The organism is Saccharicrinis sp. GN24d3 (assembly GCF_052400645.1).
Taxonomy (GTDB): Bacteria; Bacteroidota; Bacteroidia; order Bacteroidales; family Marinilabiliaceae; genus Saccharicrinis.
In genome coordinates this window covers 50405-71650 of sequence record NZ_JBQTGI010000022.1, presented here as the reverse complement: position 1 = coordinate 71650, position 21246 = coordinate 50405, and the positions used below count along the sequence as shown (strand labels likewise).

12 protein-coding genes are annotated in these 21246 nt (G+C 38.6%); 10 read left to right on the top strand and 2 right to left on the bottom strand.

The features are described 5' to 3' along the window. Positions 1–9 precede the first annotated feature (9 nt). The 6 genes from ACT29I_RS21065 to ACT29I_RS21040 all read left to right on the top strand — a co-directional run bounded on the left by ACT29I_RS21065 (position 10) and on the right by ACT29I_RS21040 (position 9300). Entirely contained in the window at positions 10–1593 is a 1584-nt protein-coding gene (locus ACT29I_RS21065) for a sulfatase family protein (RefSeq protein ID WP_444794343.1), read from the top strand. A gap of 874 nt (positions 1594–2467) precedes the next feature. Continuing rightward, complete coding sequence (locus ACT29I_RS21060) at positions 2468–3982, top strand: alkaline phosphatase D family protein (protein ID WP_444794342.1); 1515 nt, start codon at positions 2468–2470, stop codon at positions 3980–3982. Positions 3983–4011: 29 nt separating this feature from the next. Continuing rightward, positions 4012–5535: an alpha-L-fucosidase gene (locus ACT29I_RS21055; protein WP_444794341.1), complete on the top strand. Its 1524-nt coding sequence runs from the start codon at positions 4012–4014 to the stop codon at positions 5533–5535. 3 nt (positions 5536–5538) lie between these two features. Further along, positions 5539–7047: an alpha-L-fucosidase gene (locus ACT29I_RS21050; protein WP_444794340.1), complete on the top strand. Its 1509-nt coding sequence runs from the start codon at positions 5539–5541 to the stop codon at positions 7045–7047. Positions 7048–7319: 272 nt separating this feature from the next. Then, on the top strand, positions 7320–8417 hold the full coding sequence (locus ACT29I_RS21045; RefSeq protein WP_444794339.1) for an aldose epimerase family protein: 1098 nt from the start codon (positions 7320–7322) through the stop codon (positions 8415–8417). A 79-nt stretch (positions 8418–8496) separates the two neighbouring features. After that, positions 8497–9300, top strand: coding sequence for an HD domain-containing protein (locus ACT29I_RS21040; protein WP_430934628.1), 804 nt, complete (start codon positions 8497–8499; stop codon positions 9298–9300). Positions 9301–9652: 352 nt separating this feature from the next. On the opposite strand, the gene ACT29I_RS21035 is transcribed toward ACT29I_RS21040, so the two are convergent. Beyond that, entirely contained in the window at positions 9653–9838 is a 186-nt protein-coding gene (locus ACT29I_RS21035) for a hypothetical protein (RefSeq protein WP_444794349.1), read from the bottom strand. 118 nt (positions 9839–9956) lie between these two features. Between ACT29I_RS21035 and ACT29I_RS21030 the strand changes: the two genes are divergently transcribed. Next, on the top strand, positions 9957–12419 hold the full coding sequence (locus tag ACT29I_RS21030) for a hypothetical protein (protein ID WP_430934629.1): 2463 nt from the start codon (positions 9957–9959) through the stop codon (positions 12417–12419). A 127-nt stretch (positions 12420–12546) separates the two neighbouring features. On the opposite strand, the gene ACT29I_RS21025 is transcribed toward ACT29I_RS21030, so the two are convergent. After that, positions 12547–12696, bottom strand: a complete 150-nt coding sequence (locus ACT29I_RS21025; RefSeq protein ID WP_430934630.1) for a PspC domain-containing protein — start codon at positions 12694–12696, stop codon at positions 12547–12549. Between the two features lie 478 nt (positions 12697–13174). Between ACT29I_RS21025 and ACT29I_RS21020 the strand changes: the two genes are divergently transcribed. From ACT29I_RS21020 to ACT29I_RS21010, 3 genes are all read left to right on the top strand, one after another. Next, positions 13175–14458, top strand: a complete 1284-nt coding sequence (locus tag ACT29I_RS21020) for an L-cysteine desulfidase family protein (RefSeq protein WP_444794338.1) — start codon at positions 13175–13177, stop codon at positions 14456–14458. A gap of 287 nt (positions 14459–14745) precedes the next feature. Next, on the top strand, positions 14746–18675 hold the full coding sequence (locus ACT29I_RS21015) for a T9SS type A sorting domain-containing protein (protein ID WP_444794337.1): 3930 nt from the start codon (positions 14746–14748) through the stop codon (positions 18673–18675). Between the two features lie 941 nt (positions 18676–19616). Beyond that, complete coding sequence (locus tag ACT29I_RS21010) at positions 19617–21161, top strand: sulfatase family protein (RefSeq protein ID WP_444794336.1); 1545 nt, start codon at positions 19617–19619, stop codon at positions 21159–21161. Positions 21162–21246 lie beyond the last annotated feature (85 nt).

Sequence of the window (21246 nt, the reverse complement as noted above, 5' to 3'; positions counted from 1 at the left end):
CCCCTTTCTATGATTAAATATATCTCATTCATATTTATCAGTTTATCATTGTTAGGATGTTCGGCAAAAAGCAGACCTAAGCAACCCAATATCCTTTTTATTATGTCCGATGATCATGCCGCACATGCCATTGGAGCATATCAGGGTTTATACAGTAGTCTTAATCCCACACCAAATATTGATCAACTAGCATCTGATGGGATGCGGTTTGAAAACGTTTTTTGTAATAATTCGATATGCACCCCGAGCAGGGCTTCAATTATAACCGGGCAATACCCACAAACCAATGGGGTATTGGATTTAGATGCAGCCTTGGATACGGCCAAACAATTTTTACCCAAAGAGCTCAAAAAGCAGGGGTATTCAACCGCTATTATTGGCAAATGGCATTTGAAAAATGAACCGGCAAACTTTGATTATTACAAGGTGTTACCCGGCCAAGGGAAATATTTCGATCCTGTATTTAAAGAAAAGGGCAGGGGAGAGTGGCCTAATAACCTGAGTAATTCCAGAGGGCATTCTACGGATGTAATTACAAATTCCACTATTGATTATTTAAAAGGATTGGATAAATCAAAGCCTTTTTTCCTGATGCATCACTATAAAGCACCACATGGGAAGTTCGAGTTTGCAACACGTTATGCCGATTATTTAGAAAATATAAAAATTCCAGAACCCTCTAACCTATACAACCAACCTTATTTTGGCTCAGAGGCCATCAAAGGCTCAAACAACAACCTGACTAATATAATAGGTTCTTCTGTTTCGTCGAGACATTCGCGAGCCAACTATGTCAACACATATGTTAAGGACTCTACATTGCGAGGGAAAGATGCGACCTCTGCTGCATACCAAACTTATTTAAAGCACTATTTACGTTGTGTAAAAGGTATTGACGATAACTTAGGAAGACTTTTTGACTATCTTAAAGCAGAAGGGCTTTGGAATAATACCATCATAGTTTATACTGCTGATCAGGGATTTATGTTGGGCGCCCACGACTTTATAGATAAACGTTGGATGTACGATGAATCGATGCGTATGCCTCTTATAGTCCGCTATCCTAAAATGATGGATGAGGAAGCAGTTTCTGATCTACTGGTAAACAATACAGATTTTGCTCCTACACTAATTGAATTGGCAGGAGGGCAGACCCCTGACTATATGCAAGGTAAGAGTTTTGTGAATACCTTGCAAGGCAGGAAAGAGCATGATTGGCGACAGGCTACTTATTACCGCTATTGGATGCATATGATACATCATTATGTGCCTGCGCATTTGGGTATCAGAACAAAAGAGTATAAGCTTATTTTTTATTACAGTCATCATTATCTGCCAAAGGAAGAATTTGGAAAATTTTACTGGAATAAAAGCTATGGCGATTTATTAGAAAAGGAATGGCCTGTAGCCTGGGAATTTTACGATTTAAAGAAAGATCCCCGGGAAATGTACAATAAATATAATGATTCGGCTTATGCAGATGTAATCACATCCTTGAAAGAAGAACTAAAAAAACAAAGGATTGTACTGAACGAGACAGATCATGGTTTTCCGCTGCTGGAAAAAATCTTGGAAACTAATTGGGATCGATGAAAAGTCATCTTATACCACTTAAATAATAAATTGAGCTTTATTATTAATTGGTTTGGGTTTAGCGAAATAAGCGTTTAGCCAAGTATTAAAAAATCCCCATATTTGTCTCAAGACGACGGGCTTTTCATTTTTGCTTACAGCTGCAAAATCGAAAACAAAGAAGCCACCGCTGACTTGGAAAAGCTAAAAATAAGTGCTTTTCTTTCTTATCGCTTTTGCTTGAAGGCGGATTGATTACCCATACAGAATGCTTATTAGTTTAAAACTCTTGCTATTTGAATCAATACGATAGACTAAACAATACTTAGTCGGTCAGTAATGTTTGAAAATATACACTTAGATATTTAGCCCGAAGCTGGTTCCGGAGTTCATTTGATTAATACAGGATATGTTAAGTTAAAGAAAATAAAAGCTAACGGAGACCTTGACCAATTAATTGAAAAAAAGAATTAAACTGTTTGTCAGTATGTCATAGAATTCAAATTAAGGAATACGGTCATGGCATAGCCAATAAATAAGATTAAAGCTTATATGCCCTGCCACAAAAGGTAGGATTAAATTTGTTATTATATTAATCGTGTTGAAAATTATATCCTACACCCCTGCCTTTTAAGGTGGAGATATACCTGCCTGTTCTTCTGCTTTACCATTGACTTTAGCCCATAGTTTGAGGGCTATGGACAGCCGGTTGGAAAAACGGCGCTAATGAAACAACCGAAGTCGTAAACTTAACTTGACACCAAAGCGAATAGTAATTCAATTTTACCCCAATATTTAACCATACCTTGCTCTATACCCTATTAAGTTTTACTTAAACACCCTTAAACGAGCATTATTTTTCACCCGCCAAATATTAGCTTTGTTTAATTTTATAATGAAAAAAACACAAGCGATGCAATCTTACAAATTAACATATCCGTTACTGTTTTTTACAGTTTTTTGTACAAGCAATTGCCTTTCTCAAATTGTTGACAAAGTTTCGCTAACGTTTAATGTCACTTTAAAAGATGCGCACAAGGGAAGTCTGCACATAGACACCATGTTGCTCAATAGCTATGCCTCTGTTCCACCAAATATTAAACAATTTTACCTTGACGCTAGACGCATTTTTCAGAACAACATGGTTGATTTTACCAATAAGCAAATTGTTGAGGCTGCAGTAAACAATGGCGTGAGCTTAATGGGTGGGCCGATGCTGGGAGATTTAAAATCCGATGGAGTTAGTATATGGATTCGTCCTTCAAGTGACAATATGCTGCTGATTAAGGTAGTTAAAACAGGTTGTAAAAAGGAAAAAACGTTTGTATTGAATCCCGTTGTTGCAGGAAAGGAGCAACGTGTTGTAATTGACGGGTTAACGCCCAATATAGACTATGATTATCATGTTTTATCTAATAACACAATTATTGCAACAGGAGCTTTTAAAACGGCACCGAAGAGCAACAATAAAGGGCAGGTGAGGTTGGTTTTTGGCTCTTGTTTTCATAAGATTGGGCTTCATAACCCCAACCTTATCAACACCGTTTTAAAAAGAGAACCTCATGCCATGATGTTATTGGGAGATATCGCAGTAGATGACAGGAACAAAAATTTTGGCATGCACCGTTCCGATTATCAGCTAAGGGATATATCACGACCCTGGCAAAAACTCGCAGCAAATACGCCCTTATATACCAGTTGGGATGACCACGATTATAGGAATAATGACCTTAGTGGCGTTTCCGGAAAGTTTACAGCCAAAGACAGGGAAGAGATACGTAAAATATGGCGTCATAATTGGAACAACCCTCCAAGAAATGCAGAAGGAGTTTATTTCAAAACTCGAATAGGTCAGGTTGAATTAATAATGCTCGACACCAGGTCGTGCCGTAAGGTCCAGGAAAGGGATAAGTATGCTTCATATTTGGGAGAAGAGCAGCTTGAATGGTTAAAAAAAGCTTTAAAAAACTCTGATGCACCTTTCAAAATAATCTCAAGCGGTACCATGTGGAGCGATGATATATCAAACGGTAAAGACTCTTGGGGAACCTGGGATAAGCAGGCAAGGGAGGAGGTATTTAGCCTGATAGAAAAAGAAAACATTCCCGGGGTACTACTGATTAGTGGTGACCGACATGGTGCACGAGGTTTTACCATTCCCAGAGAATCTGGATTTAAGTTGTATGAATTTGAAGCTGCTTCATTAGGTGGTGTTCCCGGCCCCGATGCGATGGCAAAAGATCCAACAAATCAATTGTTTGGTTATAAAGGACTAGGGTTAAAAGCTTTTGGTGAGTTCACTTTTAACACGCAAAAAAGAGAACCTCAAGTTACTTTCAGATTAATTGATGAATTTGGGAATATCATGGAAGAGCATAAATTATCCTATAAAATGTTGACACCGCAATAAACAATAAGAACAACCATATTAAAATAATCATGAAAAAGAATCTATTATTACCGCTTGTTTTTGTAATACTATTTGGATGCACATCCAAGCCTAAAGAAGAAAAAACACAGGCACAAGAAAAATACAAGACTAATTGGTCTTCTTTACAAAAACATGAAACACCACAATGGTTGCTGGATGCCAAGTTTGGTATTTACTGTCATTGGGGAGTGCAATCGGTAAAATTGGAGTTAGGCAAAAACAATATGCCCGATTCTGAAGCTATCGCGCATTGGAAAGGTGAAAAATTCAACGCGACCGAATGGGTAGATCTATTTCAAAAGGCTGGCGCCCAATTTGCCGGTCCGGTAGCCTGGCACGTAAACGGCTGCTTAAACTGGAACAGCCAGATTACAGACTGGAACTCTGCCCAAAAAGGGCCAAAAATTGACATCTATGGAGAGTTGGCCAAAGAAATCGGCAAAACTGACATGAAACTGATGGCGTCGTTCCATAGTTCAACATTGTGGGGGCCAATGAGCAAAGCAGACAATAGTTATTTAAGCCCAGAAGGTGATTATGCCCGAAATGGAAATACACCGAAAGTGCATGGTCCTGAAGGGAGGTATACGAATGAATACTTACAAGGCTGGCTAGATCGTATGAAAGAAGGTTATGAACTATATCAACCCGATATGGTTTGGGTTGATGTAGGTTTTGGGGGAACTGTTGGTCCTGAATTACGAAAGCAATTGGTAGGCGGTAAAATAACAGATGTAAAGTCGAAACATGAGTTTGCCATTGATGGCATTCGCGAAGATATTCAAAAGGAATACATCAGCAGTTATTTTAATGCAGCTATGGACTGGGGTAAAGAAGTAGAGCTAATCTACAAAAGTTTCGATATACCTCCAGGTGTGGCTATGCGCGATATTGAAAACGGTAACCTGGATGGCTTGCAGTTTGATCCTTGGATGGCCGACATTAACTTGCAGCAGCACATAACTTGGCCAACGGTTTGGTTTTATAATCCTAAAAATGTGATTAAAGATGCCAATATCATTGTAGATATGCTGGCAGATATCACTTCAAAAAATGGTAGAATCCTTTTGAATGTTCCTCCCATGGCCGATGGTTCGTTTGCCGAAAATGTAAAGCAGGAGTTATACAAAATTGGTGACTGGCTTCAATTAAACGGTGAAGCAATATACGGCACTACACCTTGGACCATATACGGAGAAGGCCCCGCCTATATTAAAAACCCCGGGCATCACGGACAAGGAAAAAACAAAGGAACAGAGATTCCTCAATATACTTCAAAAGATATTCGCTATACGCAAAAAGATGGAAACATATTTGCCATTGTATTGGACTGGCCTGAAGAGAAGCTTGATTTCAAGGCGTTGGGTTACAACGGAAAATTATATCCAAACGAAATTAAAAGCATCAGCTTAATAGGGAGTAATACAAAATTGAAATGGACTCAAAATGCCAAAAGTTTAAGGGTTCAGTTTCCGAAAGAAAAACCATGTGATTTTGCCTATGTACTTAAAATTGAAAGAAACAAGCTATAAAAAATGAAAAATATATTTCCAATAATTTTAGTTGTAGTTTTGTTTAGTTGCAATTCAGCAACCAAAGAAAAATCGCACTCTGAAACAAAACACGAACAGTATGAAGCCAGCTGGTCATCTTTACGAAAACATACTACTCCTGAATGGTTGGATGGAATGAAATTCGGTATTTATTGTCATTGGGGACCGCAAACAGTTCAGAGGCTTTATGAGAAAGATGAAATAACAAAACTGGAAGCCATTGAAAAATGGAAAGGAGAAAAATTTAATGCTAAAGAATGGGTTGACCTGTTTCAGGAAGCTGGTGCTCAATTTGGAGGACCCGTTGCCTGGCATGGAAGCGGATTATTGAATTGGGATAGTGATTTAACAGATTGGAATTCGGTTAACCATGGGCCTAAAATTGATATTTATGGAGAATTGGCCAAAGAGCTTCGTAAAAGAAATATGCCCATTGTATCTTCCTTTCATACAGGTGATTTTTGGAGTAGGATGTGGGGAACTTTATCGTTAAAGGATAGTACATATTTGGATCCACGTCAAGATAATTCAAAATACGCGACCATGAATGATGGCAGAGTGGGCGAAGTAATTTTTGATGCCTGGTATGACCGAATCACCGAAGCTGTTGATAAATACCAACCGGATATGATCTGGTTCGATACCGGATTTGGAGGAACCGTAGGTGCCGAACTTAAAGGTTATGCGGATAGAGGCAGGTTATTGCCTAACGAAACTTATAATATTGGCGGTACGCCGGAAAGATATCAGCAAAAACTGATTGCCCATTATTTTAATAAGGGACTGGAATGGAATAAAGAGGTAGAATTTATCTATAAATCACATGATGTTCCTGTTGGAATAGGTATGCGGGATATTGAGGACGGAAATCTGATCGGCCTTCAATATGACCCTTGGATGGCTGATGTCAACATGCAACGCCACTTCGAATGGAAATCTACCTGGTTTTATAACCCGGTAAACAAACCTAAAGATGCGGGAACTTTGGTAGACATGCTGGTGGATATGACCAGTAAAAACGGCCGTATGTTGTTAAACGTTCCTCCGAAGGCTGATGGAACTTTTGCTCCTGAAATTACGAAAGAGCTGTATGCAATGGGTTCTTGGTTAAAAATTAATGGTGAGGCTATTTATAGCACCATACCTTGGGTTTTCTTTGGTGAAGGTCCAACAGAGGTTACTAATCCGGGACACCATGGGCAAGGAAAAGATAAAGGTAACCTAATCCCGAAGTATACTGCCAAAGACATCCGCTTTACACAAAATGGCAAAAACTTGTATGCAATTGTATTGGATTGGCCAGGCGAAGAATTGATTATTCGTACACTTGGTTCTATGGGGAAACTGTTTCCTGGTGATATTAAGTCTGTATGCATATTGGGATCTAAAGAAGATCTAAAGTGGGAGCAAACCATAGATGGCCTTAAAGTAACAATGCCTAAGGAAAAGCCCTGCGACTTTGCTTATGTCGTTAAAATAGAAAGGAATTAGCAATTTATTTTTAGCGATGACTTAATAAATGAATTCTTTTCCAAAGTTTAAACTCTGGAAAAGGTATTACTAGAAATTAAAATTTATTTGTTTGTAAAAATGGCAAAGCATATATATAATCAGAGCTGTTGTCTGTCCTTCTCCTCCCGATTTAGCAAGATTGTGTACTCAATTATTTGCTTCGGCTATGTCGGTTTCATTCACATAATTCTGCATAAAACTCAAAAATTATATTGATATTAGTTCTCTATTTATCTTACCATTATCAAACAATGAAAAACCAACATCTTATTTTATTAGCATTGTCCATTACAGTATTATCCTGTAAAGCGCAAAAAACTGCTATCACCGAACAACATTGGGGCAATATTGATTCCGAAAAAATTACGCTTTACACCTTAACTAATTCCAAAGGAATGGTGGTTAAAATAACCAACCTTGGAGGAATTATCACTTCAGTTGTTGTTCCAGATAAAAATGGTAATATGGACGATGTGGTATTGGGTTTCGATAACTTACAACAATATACCGAACCGCATCCTTGTTTTGGTGCAGTAATAGGTCGCGTAGCTAACAGGATTAGAAATGCAGAGTTTACGATTGATTCTGTCACCTATCATCTGGATGCAAATAACAACATACATTGCTCACATGGGGCTAATGAATTTGATAAAACAGTTTGGGAAAGTGAAATAATAGAAAACGAACTGGGTAAAGGAATAAAAATGCACTATTTCTCACCTGATGGCACCAAAGGATTTCCTGGTAACGTTGATGCGTATGTGACCTATAACTTGACTGATGATGATGCTATCCATGTTAAATTTGAAGCCGTGACGGATAAAGCTACCCATATTAACATGACCCAGCATAGTTATTTTAATTTGACCGGATGCAAAGAACCCATCTATAAACATATCATTACATTAGATGCAGATAATTATACTGAGATTGATGCAGATATTGTGCCGACCGGCAGTATCTCAACGGTAAAAGGTACGGACTGGGACTTAACTTCTCCAACCCCTATTGGTGAGAATATCCATAAGTTGAACCATGGAGGTTATCATTTCAATTATTGCTTTAATAAACCAATTGGCGAATTTAAAAAGGTAATAGATGTATATGAACCGGCTTCAGGCAGAACTTTGGAAGTTAGTACCACCCAACCTGGAGTTCAGTTTTATTCAGGAAACGCAATAAGTGACCAACTTATTGGAAAAGGAACTCAATATGGTAAACATATGGCATTTTGCCTGGAAACTCAACATTATCCGAATACACCTAATTGTCCTAATTTTCCCCCAACTTTAATCAGGCCTGGAGAGAAATACGAAGAAGTGGTGATTTATGATTTTGGCGTGAAATAAAACTACAGGATTAGATAACAAAATTTAAGTTTTCGAGGTGAATTTATTTTCTACATTTGCGCTAATAATATTGGTTCTTATGGAAAACTGGATTAAGCATGCACGGCTAAATTTCGACATTTACTATTCTTCTTTTAACATACTTAGTGAAGATCAGAAACGAAATTTTAAAATTAAACATGAACACTCTTATCGGGTTTCCGAAATTTGCGGGCAATTGGCAGACAAGTTAAAACTTGATCCCAATTCGAGGAACCTCGCTGTTACCATAGGTTTGTTTCACGACATTGGTCGGTTCAAACAATTGGTTGAATTCAATACCTTTAACGATGCTGTTTCTGTCGACCATGCAAAATATTCAGTTGAGGTTTTACAAGAAGATAAATTTCTTGAAGGATTTGAAGAGGCTGAAAAACTGTTGGTTGCAATTCGTCACCATAACAAACTAAAGCTACCCGAAGATCTTTCTGGAGAAAACCTTTTTTTCGCCCAGCTTATCCGCGATGCCGATAAGTTGGATATTCTTAAAGTAATAACAGATTATTACACAACTTGCGAAAATGAGCGAAACCATACGCTTACCTGGGAAATGCCTGAAGGAGAAAATGTTTCTGATCGGGTTTTGGATCAAATTTTGGCAAAAGAACAGATTGCCCGGGAGAACCTTAGAAATCAGGTAGACATTAAGGTCATGCAGCTATCGTGGGTGTTTGACTTCAATTTTAAGCCTTCTCTGCAGATTCTGCAGGAAAAAGGATACCTGGAAATGATTTATAACACCATGCCGCAAAACGAGACTACTTCGCAGATTTATATGAAGGTACGGGACTATTTGAAAAATCCTTTTCCCGAATTGATGCAAACACATTTTGGTCTTCAATAACCTTGCACCGATTTGTTGGTACCCCCGTTGCACAGGATACCTCAATATTGCCGTGTGAGGTATTGCATCAATAGTTTATTGTCACCGCTAGCATCATAATAACGCCAGCTATGACCGCCATGCTGATAAAAAGTGGGAAAATATATTTGAACCCGCAATATGCATTAGAAAATCTATTACACATTGAAATTGTTTCAAAACAAGACACTCCGCTGCTTCACTTCAACTCACCATAACGATGCTCCCTAAAGTAATCGGGACAAGTTATGCCTCGTTTCAGTAAAGCCTGGTTTTATTGCACTTTCAATGTTCACGACGAAGTTCTAATGCATATTGCGGGTTGAACCTATTTTCAAACGATACCTGAACTATACCAACGATCGCTATAAGTACCCCTTTTCGCAGGTATCATCATGTTTGAAAATTCGTAGCCTGTATTAAATGCCAAAACAGCTGTTTGTCGTGTAATTTCCAATACATCGGCCAGAGGAACCATTACTGGCATTGAAACCATTTTCTGACCCGAGGCTGAAGGGATAAAGAAATTTAACCTATCATTTAACCGCTAAATAACCTAAAATAAGCATTATTTATTTATCTTTTGATAATGATTAAGTATGTTTGGCTGGATCAAAAAAATTATAAATCAAGTTATCATGTGGCTACATTTACATTTCAGCAGTCCCAATTTAAAGCAACTTTATTTCACTCTATTTGCTGTTTTATTTACTGCTTCATCAATAGAAGGCCAAATTGTGCTTTTAGGTGATAACGCCCCTCACAGCAATGTTAACGATGGCGACTTTGAGTTGGTACGAGGCTATTGGCGTCAATCCAAACAATCGCCATTCTGGAAAACGTATAATATTGAAGGACTTGGCGAGTACAAAATGGGGATTCATTATGGAACCATGTATAGTAGCAATGATTTGGGTGTTGCTGAATCGAGGTTGTTAAATACCAACCCGGATTATCAAAAAACCAGGGGAGGTGATATTATGAACTGGAGCTTTGGTGCTGATTTGGAATATATCAGCAGTGGAAGTATTTCATTAGCCCTTGTATTTGGGGAGCACGAGCGAATTGTTGCAAACAAAGTGAAATTGAAGGGTTCCGATAAAATAGTAGAACATTTTAGCGGAACATATACATTAAACGATGACGACGCTAAAGCGGGTTTTCCTTTTGTTCGGGCAACGTTTTATTCGGAAGATGAGATTAAAGTATTCTTGCACTATGTAAATGTAAGTGTGGTGGATAAGGGTTTTATCGGGCCGGAACTATCAGCCGGAGTTGTTCCCGAAGGAATTAAGTTAAGCTGGAAGGATGACTGGGCAGATGAGAATGCTACCTTCTATGTATATCGTCAATTTAGCGATAAAGAAGTTTACAAAAAGCTTGGTGAAACATCGGGTAAATCCTTTCTGGATACAACATTAATCAACGGGGTAAATTATACCTATGTGGTAACCCGTTTCAGCTCAAGGGAATCTGGCGCATCCAACAAGGTTCTTATTGCGAAAAAAGATCATGTAGCTCCTGCTGCCCCCACAAATTTGAAAGCTGAAACATTTGACTCTGAAATAAAAATATCATGGACTAAAAGTAAAGATAAAGATGTGGCGAATTACTCGGTATATAGGGGCAATGCTGACGGAAACAATCTACAGGAAATCGCACATAATATAGTTAAAAATAACTATCTGGATTTTACACCTACCAAAGATATTCGGAATACCTATGTGGTTTATGCCCATGATCACAGCGGAAATATGAGTGAACCTTCAAAGGTTTTACAAGCAAAAGTTAAAATGGTTAAAGGGGCATCATTTAGCGATTTGATTCTTCCTATGCCAATTCATACAGAGCTGACTTCAAATTCTTGGGGTGCCGATGGCGTGTTACCTCGGGATATACATAACGGTATAGAAGAACCAGAATGGAGTTATTGGGGAGGACGTCCGGTAAAAGATAAGGATGGTAAATACCATATGAATGTTACACGCTGGCCTGCCAATGCTACAAAAGGGCATTGGGAATGGCCTCGCTCCACCGTAGCATATGCTGTAGCAGATGAACCAACGGGGCCGTATAAAGTAAAAAAAGATATTGCATATGATCATGCTGATGGATTAGGTCATAATCCTGATATTGTCCTATTAAACGACGGCACCTACATGATGTATTCTTTGATTAACTGGGAGCCCACTTTATTTACTTCTAAATCGATGGCTGGTTTATGGAAGAGGTTAGGCGTGATGACAGTTGATAAAAATACGGAACTAGAGAAACCGGAACGTTTTTATCGCTTTGAAAGAAACCTATCCGGGGTTCATTTGCACGACGGTCGTTTTTTGTTTGTCACCAAAGGAGGAGCTATGATGATGAGTGAAGGAAAAGATCCTTTAGGACCGTATAAAGTATTGACAAAACCATTGCAGGGCAACTCGATTATACCTGAAAAGTATAGAAACTCCAACTTTGAAGATCCCGTGCTATGGAAAGATGAAGTTCAATATCATATGATGATTAATGCTTTTATCGAATACCGGGCAATTTATCTTCGCTCCCCTGATGGCATTAACTGGAAATTTAGCCCTGGTACAGCCTATACCCCTAACAATACTTCATACACAGACGGAACGCAAACCCATTGGTATAAACTCGAACGCCCGCATTTATTAACAGATGAGTATGGCAGGGCAACACATTTATCTTTAGCTGTTATCGATGTACCCAAACAAGATGATTTGGCCAGAGACAAGCATAGTTCTAAAAACATCATTATGCCATTAGTGGTGCATAAGCGGATTAAAATGCTGAATAAGAATAAGGTTAATGGTGATACGAAAAAGATTAAAATTCTAATCCTTTCAGAGAAAGGTTTTAATGCCCAAAAAGATATAGAAATTGAAAGTCTTCGTTTGGGAGCATGCGAACAGGTGGACTATGGAAGAGGTTGCCAAGTTAACAAAACCAGAAAAAAAGGTAATGATCTAATTATTGAGTTTGATGGAAAGGGAAATGGAATAACTGATAAAAACTTTACTTGTAAATTATTGGGAAAGACAAAAACTGATGAATTGATTATTGGCTATTCAAAACTGACAAGACAGTAAGTAATACGATTTCTTGCATCAAATACTATTAGCTCAGGCATTTATGTTGGAGGGTCTTCATTTTTGGCTTTAGATATGATTGCCCTAAATGGGCATGAAATGTTATATTTTTAGTCTTAACTGTTACCTATTTCGATAATAATTTAACTAACCATAAGATAAGGTATAGACCTAAACCTGTACCAAAGGCTAAAACTAAAACAACAAAAGCAATTCGTATGGTGGTTACGTTCCAACCTAACTTGTCGCTCAGCCATTGTGATACTCCTAAAATCATAATCTTCTTTTTAAATTAATATTAGTTCATTTGCATTTATAATGCACCAATGTTGGCATGCACTCTTTTATACCAAGCTTTTTTTAAAAATTAATTCCATTTGAAAGAAATGGATTAAAAGTAAAAAATAATTCCGATTTATTGTATGAAATTCTAATAGAAATCTAATTAGCCCGCGGCTATAGCGACGTGACAAATGAAGAAAGTTAGAATGACTTAGCTCAACCAGGACAAGCCAAAACCAAAAAAAGTTTTTAGTTTGGGTAAGTTGTTTGCGTGCCTTATCCAATATTCTGCCATTTTTTGCCAGGATATTCGGGAAAAGGGATTAACGATCTATTAAGATTTAAAAGCCTGTCAAAAGTCATCTGTTATTTTCATCCTTTTATTCACCCTTTTCCGGTATTTGAATGTCTTAATAAGTGAGACCGTGAAATAGGTTTCAAGTATAGATATAATAATGAATTTATGATTTAGCATGGAAAGAACAGACTTACGATATTCGGCTTACCTTAACATTTTGCGCGAAGAATTAATGCCTGCCATGGGCTGTACCGAACCTATTGCTATCGCATATGCGGCAGCAGCAGCTAAAAAAATATTAGGAGAAACACCACAACGCGTGGAGATAGAGGCAAGTGATAACATTATAAAAAACGTAAAGAGCGTTGTTGTTCCCAATACCGGTAATTTAAAAGGTATTGAAGCTGCTGCCATTGCCGGAATAATTGCAGGTGATGCCAATAAGGCATTGGAGGTAATTTCTAAGGTTAGCGATAACCAAAGAAAGGCCATTAAAGAATTTCTGGATTCTAAAGAAGTAACGGTAAAAGCATCTAAAAGCGGGCTAATTTTCGATATAGTTGTTAAAGCGTTCTCCGAAGATTCATGCGCTGCCGTTCAAATTTCACATTATCATACCAATATTGTTCGTATCACTAAAAACGATGAAACGGTTCATAACACACTCCCTTGTGACGATGTAAGTCCGTCACATAAAACAGACCGCTCTATCATGAACGTAGAGGACATTATAGATTTTGCCGAATCTGTTGATATAGCGGAAGTAAAAGATGTTTTGCAGCGCCAGATAGAGTATAATATGGCCATAGCAAACGAAGGTATTATAGGTAAATGGGGAGCTAATGTGGGTTCTGTATTGCTTGACACTTGGGGAAGTGATGATATTAAAGTACGTGCCAAAGCATTGGCGGCGGCCGGATCCGATGCCAGGATGAGTGGCTGTGAACTGCCTGTGGTCATTGTTTCCGGAAGTGGCAATCAGGGATTGGCTACTTCGGTGCCCGTTATTGAGTATGCTAAGGAACTTAAAGTTGAACAGGAAACTTTATACCGTGCTTTGGTAGTATCCAATCTGGTAACTATCCACCAGAAAACAGGCATTGGTCGTTTGTCGGCTTATTGCGGTGCTGTTTCGGCAGGAGTAGGAGCGGGGGCAGGAATAACATGGATTTGCGGTGGCGGATTTAAAGAGGTGGCGCATACCATAGTTAACGCTCTGGCCATTGTTTCGGGGATTGTATGTGATGGCGCCAAGCCTTCTTGTGCAGGAAAAATTGCCTCAGCCGTGGAAGCAGGGATATTGGGTTACCATATGTATAAAAACGGTCAGCAATTTTATGGTGGCGACGGTATTATTCAAAAGGGCGTAGAAAACACCATTAAAAATATTGGCCGACTAGGTAGTGTAGGCATGAAAGAAACAGATAAGGAGATTATTAAGATGATGTTGGGGAAGTAAATGGTCCCCTTCTTTATTCCAATCATCTTTCTCTTTTAATATTTATTTGAACAGATAAAATATAATCTTAAAATTATCGAAGAGTTATCTTTTTGTTGATAAATAGTTTGCTTTATACTAAACAATCCAACTCGACTGCAACTAAACACCAACCAAATATGGGGTAAAATTTGGTTTAAAACTCATATATACCTCCTTTTAGAACAAATTATTCCTTTAACATTAGTTAAGAAACTTACAACTTTGTAAAGAATTAAAATAGAAAGTTGACTTAAAAGGAGATTGTAATGAAAATATCTTTACTATTTATTGGAGTGTTATTAGCACTATCGTTGGGACTAAAAGCCCAAAATTATGATGGAGGAAGCGGGACATCGGATGACCCATATCAAATTGCAACGGCGGATCAGCTGGTAACATTAGCCAATACACCTGCGCATTGGAGTGGTAAAAGCTTTATCCTTACCGAAAATATCGATATGAATGGTAAAAGTTTTACCCCAATTGGTTCAATGGCTTCTATCTTTACAGGTAATTTTAATGGTAATGCTAAAACCATCTCAAACCTAACCGTAACGCCCGTTCCCGTTTTCAGCGAACCTGATGGATATGATGTGGTTAGAAATGGAACAGGACTTTTTGGCGCATTCAATGGTACACTGGAGAAACTAGGGCTTATCAATCCCTCCATTACAGTAACAGCATGGACGAATAGTTCTAAAGTAGGTGCGCTTGTAGGACAATTAGATGGGGGTATCGTTTCAAAATGTTACAGTTTAGGAGGTAATATAAATTGTAACGGTGGTTGGACCGGCGGATTAATCGGTGTTTTATGGGAAGGCGGCACTAACACAGTAGAAGACTGTTACAGTACCTCTACTGTTTCTGCGAGTTGGAGAAGCGCTGGTGTAGTCGGTTGCACAAGGGGGGAGCATAAAATAAATCGCATTGCTTTTTATGGCTCAACCAATACCGATTATGCTACCGTATCTGTTCATCCAGAGAAAGGTGGCATATCACCTACTAATTCGGTATATTCTTCTACTTCAGGAGGCACAGAAACAGATGCGACATCTCTGGATGCAGCTGCCTTGTTGGTGCAAAGCAATTACCCCACTTTTGATTTCGACCTGGTGTGGGAAATGAACACTGCAAATGGTTATGCGGTGCTCAAAAATACTTTCCCTGAACCTGAACTAACCTTTTGGGAGAAACTGCAAAAAGAAAGAGTTGAATCAAGCGATTTAGTGGAGTGGAAACAGTTTGGCCCGGGTATGTCTGGTTATAATGAAGAATTTTGGTGCCACCCAACAGAAGCTGAGGTGATGTTTATGGGACCTGATATGCACGTTGCCTATGGTAGCTGGGACAATGGGGAAACATGGCAAACCTTAAAAGACTCTGATGGTGACGGTTTGGACCTGGAACGGGTTAACGACCTTACCTTTTCAAAATCAAATCCTGATTTTGGGGTAGCCATCGAAAGACGAGGGAAGGTGTTTATTACCAATGATATGGGAAGAAACTGGAAACAGATTTATTACATTCCGCACGCCGCTGAAAGCCCATGGTACAATGCACACTCCAGGGTTGTTATTGACCCGAACGATGACAATACCTGGTATATTGGTGCTGGAGGGTTTTGGGATGTGAAAGGAAATTGGAGGTCAGCAGCTAATCCACAGGGAACACACCGGCCTATCTCTGCTTATGGTTATATTCTTAAAACCACAGATGGAGGGTCCACATTCAAAAAAATAGCTACCGGGGTTGATGATATGTTAGATGTGGGAAGAATCAGGGTTCACCCTGAAAATTCGAACAGGATATTGATTGCAACCGGACAGGGAATGTTTTTAAGTACCGATGGCGGAACCACCTGGAATCCCAGCAACACAGGTTTACCCAATAATCTCCCAAAAGATTTAGATGAATATTACGACCCTTCAACCGGAGAATATATTCTTTACACAGTTGAACAATCTGTGTATACCCAAAGTGGCAATACCATAGCCACAAAAGGAGGTGTATTTAAAAGTACCGATGGCGGTGAAAACTGGACAAACATTACCGGAGACTTAGGCCTGGACTTCAACCAAATTACAAACGGTACGTTTAGAGACAATTACAACAAGCTTATTGCTTACTGGTTAGGTGTAGATAAAAGTATTATAGCTGCCAAAGATTTCCCAACAAACACCTTACAGGTTTTTCGCCGTTTGGTGGTAAACCCTAAAAACAAAAACGAAATTTACCTTTTTGCCAACCAAAGGCATGATAAATCATTTGGCCCCGGTGATATTTGGAAAAGCGCTGACGGAGGACAAAGCTGGAAAATAGTAACTAAACATGGCACCTATTGGCATGCCGGTTCTGATGCGGGATATTGGTCCGGTAAAGGAATGACAACTACACCTAATGTGGATTTTGCACACTTACAAGCTTCACTGGATGAATCGCTCGAATCATCATCGGCTTGCAGACACCTTGCCATTAATGTTAATGGTGATGTGTTTATTGGCATCAATCAGCAAACACAGCGTTCAATTGATGGCGGAGATAGCTGGCAGCAAATAGACGATATTGAAACTTCACCCGGAAGTGGTGCGTGGATTGGTCGGGGCGACAGTAACCTACCGGGACGATTTATTCTGTCAAAAACCGGTATTCCTGATCGTATGTTGCTTTGCAGTGGCGAGCACGGCCTTTGGCAAACTGCCGACATTGAAGATTATGCAGATAAAGATGCGGTGGCTGTTACTCAAATAGAAGGACAAGTTCATGATATCAACGGAAACCACGGAGCACACTCAGTTTCCACAGTTGCAGTACACCCTAACGACCCGAATACTATTTTTATATTGGCCTGGCGCCAGGAACACAGAGGATGGTTAAGAAAAAGTACGGATGGGGGCAAAACATGGCACAATGTAGTTCAGATATTTGATACTGATAATGGTTCGTGGGAAGCCACAGCCAGTCAGTATTGTCTGAAAATTGATCCGGTAAATCCTGAAAATATGTACTTCACGGCCATATATAAACCAATATCCTGTGGTACAAACTCAGGTCCCGGCGAAGATCTTACTATGGGTGAATATGGCGTTTATAGATCAACAGATGGCGGTAACACATGGACAGCAAGTAACGATTGGATACCTGCGGGAGGCAGTGTAAATAGGATTATTTTACACCCGGATAACCCTGAGACTCTTTTTGCTGCCTTAAACCAATGGAGCAACAACGACCCTTATGGTTTGTATAAATCAACCGACAAAGCTGTAAACTGGAGTAAAATGACTATTCCTTCTCCAATCAGATCCGTAAACAACATCTACATCGATCCAAACACAAAATATATGTATATCTCATGCGGAGCCAGGACTGGAGATTTTGGTGCAGGAGGAGTTTATAGAAGTAAAGACGAGGGAGAAACCTGGGAACTTTTCTTTGAGGCACCTTATGTTTGGCATGTGGAAACCTCTCCTGTAAATTCGGATATTATATTGGTAAATGCAGCCGGTCAGGTAGGAGGCACTTTTAAAAATCCGGGTTTTTACCTCTCGCAAGATGATGGTGAAACATGGGTAAGAATTAACAAAGGCCTTGGCCAACCCGATAAAATGGTGGACATTGAATTTGACCCTTATAATGAAAATATTATTTACAGCGCCGCATGGGGATCGGGCTGGTACAAGGGAATTATTAAAACAGATGAGGTGAAAGCTGTTTGTGCTGATGCTACCGTAAACATGGGTGAAGAAATTACATTATATGCCCATGGTTCAATCGGTTCACAACTGGAGTATGATTGGACAGTTCCTTCCGAGGTGACCGATGCTGAAATCAATAAATACAAAGTCACCTTTACAGCACCTAATGTTCAGAACGATTCCGTAATGACTTTTACATTAAACGTAGGTAACGGCTTGGGTAGCGATGAGATTGCAGTACAAGTAACCGTCAAAAAGATCGATACGGCTGTAAAATATCCAAGGCGGGATGGTTTGGTAATATATCCTAATCCGGCAGAATCAGTTTTATTTGTTAAAGGCATTAATGAAGAAGCCAATTATTCCCTTGTTACTTCGGCTGGAGATCCTATGTTGACAACCAATGATACTAGAATTGATCTCTCTTCATTAGTAGATGGCTGTTACTTATTGCGAATCGAAACAGAAGACTTAACAACATATCATAAATTCATTAAAAAGTAGATTTCCCAGTTGATACGGTTCTGGTTTATTATCAATCAGAACCGTTTTTTAGTATAACTTGTTACCGTTATACCCCAATTATAAATTCTTCTTCACTTCATTTTATAGTAAGTTTATGAGATAATGTAAAATAAGCTTGGTTGCAATTAACAACATCTCGTTATTTTTTAGTAAATATTTGACTGTGTGTTGTTTGAGAAATTAGCTGTAATATTGTTGGCTTTAATTATGACAGTATTCCTTAGCCTGACGGCTATATTCTGCCCTGTCCGTTCCTACAGACGGGTAACAGGCAGGTAAAACTCAAATTCGACTAAAATGAAATGAAAAAATCATTTCTTACTAATTGCCGTTTATCTTCCGCTGGCTGGTTCAGTAAATGGTAAAAAGAAACCGGATGGTCAGAAAGGTTGCCATGTACAAATGCTAATTTAGGTTCCGGGTATTAATTTAGACAAGAAAGGAGACCCGGATTCTTGGTAAATTTATTGAATAATTTTTTGCCGTAGCAGAGGTTATAGGTTATTCTTTTTTTATAAGTTATGTGATAAATGACATTAGCTTATATCTCTGGTTAACAACTAAATATAAAGGTTAGGTTATCATCATTAATAATTTACAATATATAATGGCTCTTCCCCTGGCTTTGGGCCGGGGGAAGTACTCCTCGGTAAGCGGAGGGATGGGGACTTTTAAAGATACAGAAACATACTGAAACCCTTTCCCTACGGATATAGATGCAGGTTTTCCCCTTTTCTCAAGAAAAAGGGAATAACTAGTTTGAAATGGAATTAAAACGCTTAAGGGAATTTGCTTTGGGCGAGTCGGGCGTAAAAAAAACAGCTTAAATAGCTTTAATTAACGGGTGTAAAAGTATTTGTGTAATATTATTTATTTATAAATCAGTTAGTTAATGTTAATTTTCAAATTAAAAAAATAGAATGATGAATTACTCACTTAAAAAAGGTTTAATTGGTCTTTTAATATTGTTCTGTGTTAAACTCACAGGTCAAGACAGACCAAATATTATCTTTCTGTTAACCGATGACCAAACAGCAATCGCTACCGGATGTTATGGAAACGACCAGGTCGTAACTCCCAATATGGACCAATTGGCAAAAGAAGGTGTTCGTTTTGCCAATTATTACAATACCACTTCCATATGTATGGCCAGCCGCGCCATTATTATGACAGGGATGTACGAGTATAAAACGGGTTGTAATTTTATGCACGGTCCTTTAAAAACTGAAAAGTTTCAAAAGTCCTATCCTGTCCTTTTAAAAGAAGCTGGTTACTTCACTGGATTTGCTGGTAAATTTGGATTCGCAGTTTCCGATGGTCAAAGTTGGGATGATAAAAACTGGGATGTACTTCCGATAGACGCTTTTGACAAATGGGGTGGCGGATTAGGTCAGACCAACTATAAAACTGAAAAAAACAAGTATATCGCTCAATATGCGGATAAGTATCCACATAGCAGCAGAGCGTATGGTGCCTGGGCACATGATTTTATCAAAGATGCTAAAGTTAGTGGTAAACCATTTTGTATGTCTATCAGTTTTAAAGCACCTCACCTTCCATTTACACCTGATGTATATTTTGATGCAGTTTATAAAGGCAAGACATATCAGAAACCTGATAATTATGGAGTAGAAGATGGCGAGCACCTTTCACCTCAGGCTAAAAGTGGACGTCAGTATAAGGAGTATGATTTTTGGAGAGAATCAGAAGAAAGTTATCAAAAGGCAATCCGCGGATACAATCAACTGATTCATGGAGTGGATTACGCTTTGGGTATGATTCGGAAGTCATTGGATGAATTAGGAGTAGCTGATAATACCATTATTATTTTTACCTCGGATAATGGTTATAGTTGTGGGGCTCATAGCCTGGCAGGTAAAGTATTACCATACGAAGAAGCTTCAAAATCACCTTTAATTATTTATGATCCTCGGGCACCAAAAGAACAAAAAGGTGTTGTCAGGGAACGAGTAGCGGGTAATATTGATATGGCGCCAACCATTTTAAGTTATGCAGGAGAAGCCATTCCGGATAATATGGATGGTGAAAATTTGATTCCTTTAATGAAAAAGAAAAACGGAATTAAAAGAAAAACAATCACCCTTTTAAATATGTGGGGCAATGATGAAATTCAGGAGATGGCTATTGTTTCTAAAGAATGGAAATACATTTACTGGCAGTATGCTGATGAAAGAATGAAACCTACCGAAGAACTTTTTAATGTTGGTAAAGATCGGTTAGAGATGAAAAATGTCATCAATAACCCAGAATATGCCGCTCAGCTCAAGAAAATGCGAAAAAGATATGATGCTGATCTTAAACTTTTAAAAAAGGAAGTGATCGACGAGCATGATTATAAAAAGTATTGCATACTCTTTGATAGAAGTGCAAATGCTGCAGATAAAAAGCCATACCTGACGGGTACTTACGATGAAATGAAGGAGGCCCGGAAAAAAGCAAAGTAAAAAGAAGTATGTATGACCAGTGTTTGTTTTTTTGTGAATATCAACACACAATTACTCAGCTCCTAAAGAAATAATATATAGAAAG

What these genes read in the sequence shown, in the direction of transcription:
- ACT29I_RS21055 (WP_444794341.1), top strand. Translation starts at nt 4,012, where the DNA reads ATGAAAAAGAATCTATTATTACCGCTTGTTTTTGTAATACTATTTGGA.
- ACT29I_RS21020 (WP_444794338.1), top strand. Translation starts at nt 13,175, where the DNA reads ATGGAAAGAACAGACTTACGATATTCGGCTTACCTTAACATTTTGCGC.
- ACT29I_RS21010 (WP_444794336.1), top strand. Translation starts at nt 19,617, where the DNA reads ATGATGAATTACTCACTTAAAAAAGGTTTAATTGGTCTTTTAATATTG.
- ACT29I_RS21040 (WP_430934628.1), top strand. Translation starts at nt 8,497, where the DNA reads ATGGAAAACTGGATTAAGCATGCACGGCTAAATTTCGACATTTACTAT.
- ACT29I_RS21060 (WP_444794342.1), top strand. Translation starts at nt 2,468, where the DNA reads ATGAAAAAAACACAAGCGATGCAATCTTACAAATTAACATATCCGTTA.
- ACT29I_RS21015 (WP_444794337.1), top strand. Translation starts at nt 14,746, where the DNA reads ATGAAAATATCTTTACTATTTATTGGAGTGTTATTAGCACTATCGTTG.
- ACT29I_RS21050 (WP_444794340.1), top strand. Translation starts at nt 5,539, where the DNA reads ATGAAAAATATATTTCCAATAATTTTAGTTGTAGTTTTGTTTAGTTGC.
- ACT29I_RS21030 (WP_430934629.1), top strand. Translation starts at nt 9,957, where the DNA reads ATGTGGCTACATTTACATTTCAGCAGTCCCAATTTAAAGCAACTTTAT.
- ACT29I_RS21045 (WP_444794339.1), top strand. Translation starts at nt 7,320, where the DNA reads ATGAAAAACCAACATCTTATTTTATTAGCATTGTCCATTACAGTATTA.
- ACT29I_RS21065 (WP_444794343.1), top strand. Translation starts at nt 10, where the DNA reads ATGATTAAATATATCTCATTCATATTTATCAGTTTATCATTGTTAGGA.
- ACT29I_RS21025 (WP_430934630.1), bottom strand. Translation starts at nt 12,696, where the DNA reads ATGATTTTAGGAGTATCACAATGGCTGAGCGACAAGTTAGGTTGGAAC.